This window comes from Streptomyces sp. AK02-01A (assembly GCF_033795305.1).
Classification (GTDB): domain Bacteria; phylum Actinomycetota; class Actinomycetes; order Streptomycetales; family Streptomycetaceae; genus Streptomyces.
The window spans coordinates 1-6,859 of the sequence record NZ_JARBAE010000094.1 but is presented as its reverse complement, the minus strand read 5'-3'; the positions used below and the strand labels follow the sequence as shown (position 1 = coordinate 6,859).

The 6,859-nt window shown below is 70.9% G+C and carries 1 protein-coding gene and 1 pseudogene; both read right to left on the bottom strand.

Translation table 11 applies throughout. The features are described 5' to 3' along the window. Positions 1 to 1,881 (bottom strand): type I polyketide synthase (locus PV679_RS35640; RefSeq protein WP_319685435.1); only part of this gene is annotated, 1,881 nt, incomplete at its 3' end. A 37-nt stretch (positions 1,882 to 1,918) separates the two neighbouring features. Beyond that, a pseudogene (locus PV679_RS35635) lies at positions 1,919 to 6,778 on the bottom strand (SDR family NAD(P)-dependent oxidoreductase); the annotation flags it as partial. Positions 6,779 to 6,859 lie beyond the last annotated feature (81 nt).

Below are 6,859 nucleotides of genomic sequence, written 5' to 3'. Positions count from 1 at the left end.
AACCACACCCCACGACTCCCACAACCGGAACAACGCCACCTCCACCGCAAACAACCCCGGCTGCGTAAACCCCGTCTCATGCACCACCCCACCACCAACCGCCTCACCCAACGGAAGCCCCAGCAACCCGTCGAACGCCGCACCCACCGCATCAAACGCCTCAGCGAACACCGGGAAAGACGCATACAACCCACGCCTGCCAACCGCGCCCCGCACCACCGAAGCCGACGGCTCACCGCGCTCCAGAGACTTCAGCCCGGCCAGGAATCCCTCGCGGTCCCCGGACAGGACGACGGCCCGATGGGCGAAGGCCGCACGCGTGGTCGCGAGGGACAAGGCGATGTCGGACGGGCGTAGTTCAGCGTCCCCGGTTACGTGTTCACAGAGCCGTTCGGCCTGGCCGGCCAGGGCCGGACCGCTCCTGGCGGACAGCACCCACGGCAGCACGCCACTCGGAGCGACCGCGTCGGACTCCTCCTCCGATGTCGCCTCTTCGACCGGCGCCTGTTCGAGGATGACGTGGGCGTTGGTGCCGCTGATGCCGAAGGAAGACACCGCCGCCCGACGCGGACGGTCCGTCTCCGGCCACTCCCGCGCCTCCGTCAGCAACTCAACAGCCCCCGCTGACCAATCCACATGCGGCGTCGGCTCATCCACATGCAACGTCCTCGGCAACACACCATGCCGCATCGCCAACACCATCTTGATGATCCCCGCCACACCCGCCGCAGCCTGCGTATGACCGATATTCGACTTCACCGAACCCAGCCACAAAGGCCGCCCCGGAGCACGCCCCTGCCCATACGTCGCCAGCAACGCCTGCGCCTCGATCGGATCACCCAGCTTCGTGCCCGTACCATGCGCCTCCACCGCGTCCACATCACCCGCCGACAACCCCGCACCGGAAAGGGCCTGCCGGATCATGCGCTCCTGGGAGGGGCCGTTGGGCGCGGTCAGCCCGTTGCTCGCGCCGTCCTGGTTGACGGCGCTGCCACGGACGACGGCGAGTACGGGATGGCCGTGGCGGCGCGCGTCCGCGAGGCGTTCGACGAGAAGGAGGCCGATGCCCTCGCCCCAGCCGGTGCCGTCCGCGGCGGCGGCGAAGGACTTGCAGCGGCCGTCGGGAGCGAGGCCGCGCTGGCGGCTGAACTCGATGAAGGTGCCCGGTGTCGCCAGTACCGTCACCCCGCCGGCCAGGGCGAGTTCGCACTCACCGTTGCGCAGTGCCTGGATGGCGAGGTGCAGGGCGACCAGAGAGGAGGAGCACGCGGTGTCGACCGTGACCGCCGGTCCTTCGAAGCCGAAGGTGTACGAGATGCGACCGGAGGCGACGCTTCCGGCGCTGCCGTTGCCCAGGAAGCCCTCCAGGTCTTCGGGTGCCTTGCGCAGTCGGGTGGCGTAGTCGCCGTACATCACTCCGGCGAAGACGCCGGTCCGGCTGCCCTTGAGCGTGGCCGGGTCGATGCCGGCCCGTTCGACCGCTTCCCAGGATGCCTCCAGAAGCAGCCGCTGCTGCGGGTCCATGGCCAGCGCCTCGCGCGGGCTGATGCCGAAGAACCCGGGGTCGAAGCGGTCGGCGTCGTGCAGGAACGCGCCCTCGCGGGCGTACGTCTTGCCGATGCTGTCGGGGTCGGGATCGTAGAGCTCCGCCACATTCCAGCCGCGCCCCTCGGGGAAGCCGGACACCGCGTCGGTGCCGTCGGCGACAAGCTGCCACAGCTCGTCCGGTGAGGTCACTCCGCCGGGGTAGCGGCAGCTCATCCCCACGATGGCGATGGGCTCCCGTCGCTCGGACTCGACCTCTTGGAGCCGGCGTCGGGTCTGGTGCAGATCGGCCGTGACCCATTTCAGGTAGTCGACGAGCTTCTCTTCGTTCGGCATTCGGGGTTCATCTCCTCAAGCCCGTGTCAAACCAGGGTCAGCGCGAGTTGCTGCGGCCGAGTTCGTTGTCGATGAAGTCCAGGATCTCGGCGGTGGACGCCGATTCGATCTGGTCGGCCACACCGTCCGCTTCGCCCGGCGCGCCGCCGTGGGCCGCGGTGAGAGTCGCCGTCAGCGATTGCAGACGCTGGACGACCTGGACTCGTACATCCGGTCCGTCGGTGCCGGACGCGGCGTCGGCCGGGCCGTCGGTGGAGGCGGCCAGCGAGGCCAACGAGGCTTCCAGAGCGTCGAGTTCGGCCAGTACGGAGGCGGCGGGGGTGGTCGGTGCCGGCGCGATGCCGGCGAGGAGGTGGGCGGCGAGCGCGGTCGGGGTCGGATAGTCGAAGACGAGCGTGGCGGGCAGTCGCAATCCGCTGAGCGCGTTGAGTCGGTTGCGGAGTTCGACGGCCATGAGGGAGTCGAAGCCGAGCTCCTTGAAGGCCAGGTCGGTGTCGACCAGCGCGGCCGAGGTGTGCCCCAGGATGGTGGCGACCTCGCCGCGTACCCACTCCACCACCATCGGCTGCCGCTCGGCCTCGGGGGTCGCGGCCAGTCGCTGGGCCAGCGTCCGGGCACCGGACGCCCCGCTGGCGGTGCGCCGGGCCGTGGTGCGGATCAGGCCGCGGAACAGCGCCGGAGGCACGGGCTGGGAGCGCAGCGCTGCCCGGTCGAGTTCGGCGGCGAGGGCGACAGGACGGTCGGCGGCGAGCGCCGCGTCGAGGAGTTCCAGACCTCGTTCGGAGGTCATGGAGGTGAAGCCGGAGCGCGAGATCCGGGCCAGATCCCCGGTACGCAGATGGCCGGTCATTCCGCTGGCCTGGCCCCACTGCCCCCACGCGATGGCGGTCGCCGGCAACCGCCGGCTGCGCCGGTGCTGGGCCAGCGCGTCGAGGAACGTATTGGCGGCGGCGTAGTTGGCCTGTCCGGGGCTGCCGAGCGTGCCGGCAGCCGAGGAGAAGAGGACGAACGCGGCCAGGTCCAGATCCTTCGTCAGCTCATGCAGATGCCAGGCACCATCCACCTTCGGACGCAGCACACCATCCAGGCGCTCAGGCGTCAGACCCGCGAACACACCATCATCCAGCACACCCGCCGTATGCACCACCGCCACCAACGGATGCTCCACGGGAACCGACGCCAGCAGACCCGCCACCGCAGCGCGATCCGACACATCACACGCCGCGAACACCGCCTCCGCGCCCAGTCCGGCCAACTCGGCCCGCAACTCCACAGCCCCCGGCGCCGCCGAACCACGACGGCTCACCAACAACAGACGCCGCACGCCGTGCTCCACCACCAGATGCCGCGCCACCAGACCGCCCAGCGTCCCCAACGCACCCGTCACCAACACCGTCCCCTCGCCACCGACATCGAGCGTTGTCGGCGTCGTCGGCGGCGCCACGCGTGCCAGGCGGGGCACCAGCACCGTGCCGTCGCGTACGGCGATCTGCCCGTCATCACCGGCCACGGCCGCCGGCAGGGCGGCCAGGGAGTCCACGGACTCGTCCACATCGACCACAAGGAGGCGGCCGGGGTGTTCGGACTGGGCCGAGCGCAGCAGGCCCCATACGGGCGCGAGCGCGAGGTCGCCGACCGGTTCCTCCGTCCCGGCGGCGACCGCGCCGCGCGTGACGACCACCAGTCGGGACTGCTCGAACCGGGCGTCCGCGAGCCAGGCCTGTACCGTCTCCAGCATCGCGCCGAGCGCCGCGCGCACCCGCTCGGGCACCTGGGCGTCGGACGCCTCGGATCCGCCCTCAGCGGCGGACACCCAGGGCGCGAGCACCAGATCGGGTGCCGGCGCGCCGGACTCGACGGCCTCGCCGAGCGCCGCCAGCGAGTCGTACGCGAGGACCGGCAGGGTCGGGGACAGCGCCGCGGCCAGGTCCAGTGGGCTGTCCGGTGCGCCGAGCACGGCCCAGACGCCCGCTTCCGACAGGCCCGCGTCTGCCGCCTGCGGCGCCGGGACCCAGTCCACCTGGAAGAGCGCGTCGTCGCGGCGGGTACGGGCGTCACGCTCGGCCGCCAGTTGCGCGGCCGGGATGGCGCGGGAGACCAGTGATCCGACGGTGGCGACCGGAGCGCCCTCGGCGTCGGCGATCCGCAGTGCGACGGCGTCCTCGCCGACGGGCGTCAGCCGCACCCGCAGCAGAGAGGCGCCGGTGGCGTGCAAGGACACCCCGGTCCAGGCGAACGGCAGCCGCACGCCGTCGTCCTCGGCCGCCGCGTCGTCCCGCGTGGCCTGTCCCACTCCCAGCACATGGAGCGCCGAGTCCAGCAGTGCGGGGTGGATGCCGAAGGCTCCGGCCTCGCCGACCGCTTCCTCGGGCAGCGTCACCTCGGCGTAGGTCTCCTCGCCCAGCCGCCAGGCGGCCCGCAGCCCCTGGAACAGCGGACCGTAGCCGTAGCCGCCGGCTTCCAGCCGCTCGTACCAGTCCTGCACCGGGAGCGCCTCGGCACCGGCCGGTGGCCAGACCTCCAGTCCGGATGGTGCCTCGGCGGCCCGGCCGGCCGCCGCGTCGGCCACCAGGAAACCGGAGGCATGGCGGGTCCATTCGCCGGACCCGGTGTCGTCCTGCGGGCAGGAGTGCACGGCGAACGCGCACCGTCCCGTGCCGTCGGGGCTCTCCACCTCCAACTGGAGCCGAATCGCGCCTGTTTCGGGGATCGGCAGAGGCGCGTGCAGGGTGAGTTCCTCCACGTCCGGGCAGCCGACCCGGTCTCCGGCGTGCAGCGCCAGCTCGACGAACGCGGTGCCCGGCAGGAGCACGGTGTCCAGCACGGCGTGGTCGGCCAGCCAGGGGTGCGTACGCAAGGACAGCCGTCCGGTGAGCATCAGACCGTCACGGCCCGCCGGAGTGAGCGCGGCGCCCAGCAGCGGGTGGTGGACGGGGGCGAGGCCCAGATCGCCCGCGTCGCCCGGGGCTCCGTCGTCCGTCAGCCAGAAGCTCTGGTGCTGGAAAGGATAGGTGGGCAGCTCGACGGGCCCCGCGGGGTGTCGCGCGAGCGAGCCGAAGTACGCCGCCCAGTCCACCGCCACGCCGTGGACGGACAGCTCGGCCGCCGAGACCAGGAACCGTCCGATCCCGCCTTCGTCGCGCCGCAGCGAGCCGGTCACCACCGCGGCCTCCACGGTCTCCTGGACACCTACGGTCAGTACAGGGTGTGCGCTGGACTCGACGAAGGTGCCGAACCCCTCCGCCACCAGGGTCCGTACGGCCGTCTCGAACTCGACCGTCCGACGCAGATTGCGATACCAGTAACCACCGTCCAGATCGGTCGAACCGATCCACTCACCCGTCACCGACGACAGGAACGGCACCTTCGGCGCCCGCGGCTCGACCGAGGCCAACACCTGCGCCAACTCGGCCTCGATACGCTCCACATGAGCGGAGTGCGACGCGTAGTCCACCGGAATCCGCCGGGCCCGCACGCCTTCCTCCTCGTACGCGGCCACCAAGGTGGTCACCGCCGTCGCGTCACCGGACACCACCGTGGAGCCGGGGCCGTTGACGGCGGCGACGCTCAACCCGGCTGTATCAGCGAGGCGTTGGCGTACGGTGTCGACCGGCAGCGGGATGGAGGCCATACCTCCCAGCCCCGCCAGCTCCCGGGCGATCACCTGCGAACGCAACGCCACCACCCGCGCGGCATCCTCCAACGACAACGCACCCGACACCGCGGCAGCCGCGATCTCCCCCTGCGAATGCCCCACCACCGCATCCGGCACCACACCCACCGACCGCCACAACTCCGCCAACGACACCATCACCGCCCACGAAACCGGCTGAATCACCTCCACCCGGTCCAACGCACCACCGCGCAGCATCTCGCTCAACGACCAGTCCACATAAGGCTTCAGCGCCGCCTCGCAGCGCTCGATGGACGCGGCGAAGGCCGGTGCGGAGTCGAGCAGTTCGGCGCCCATGCCGACCCACTGCGAGCCCTGGCCGGGAAAGACGAAGGCGGTACGCCCCCGGGTGTCCGTCACACTTCCAGTGATCACGCCGGGAGCTGACGTACCGAGGCTCAGCGCCTCAAGCGCGGCCAGCGCTTCCGTACGGTCCGCGGCGATGAGCACGGCCCGGTGGTCGAGGGCGGCACGCCGGGTCGCCAGCGTATGTCCGGCATCCGTGAGCGTGATCGCCCCGTCGCCGGCGAGCAGGGTGCGCAGGCGGTCGGCCTGGGCGCGCAGGGCGTCGTCGGTCTTCGCCGAGAGCAGCAGCGGTACGGGGCCCTGGTCCTCCTCGACAGCGGCACCATCGACCACCTCGACCACCGGCGCCTGTTCAAGAATGATGTGCGCGTTGGTACCGCTGATACCGAACGACGAGACAGCCGCCCGACGCGGACGATCCTCCGCCGTCTCCGGCCACTCCACTGCCTCGGACAACACCGAGACCGCGCCTGTGGACCAGTCGACATGCGGCGACGGCTCATCCACATGCAGCGTCCTCGGCAACACACCATGCCGCATCGCCAGCACCATCTTGATCACACCAGCCACACCCGCCGCAGCCTGCGTATGACCGATGTTCGACTTCACCGAGCCGAGCCACAGAGGCCGCTCGGGCGCACGCTCCTGGCCATACGTCGCCAGCAGCGCCTGCGCCTCGATCGGATCACCCAGCTTGGTGCCCGTACCGTGCGCCTCCACCGCGTCCACATCCGCCGCCGACAAACCCGCACCGGAAAGGGCCTGCCGGATCACGCGCTGCTGCGACGGACCGTTCGGCGCCGTCAGACCATTGCTCGCACCATCCTGATTGACCGCGCTCCCCCGCACCACCGCCACAACGTCATGCCCACGCCGACGCGCGTCCGACAACTCCTGCACAGCAACAGCCCCCACCCCCTAGCCCCCACAGAACCCGTCCTTTATACACCTCAGACCGTGCCGACGAAAACCATTGTTGAACACACAGGTCGAGACAAC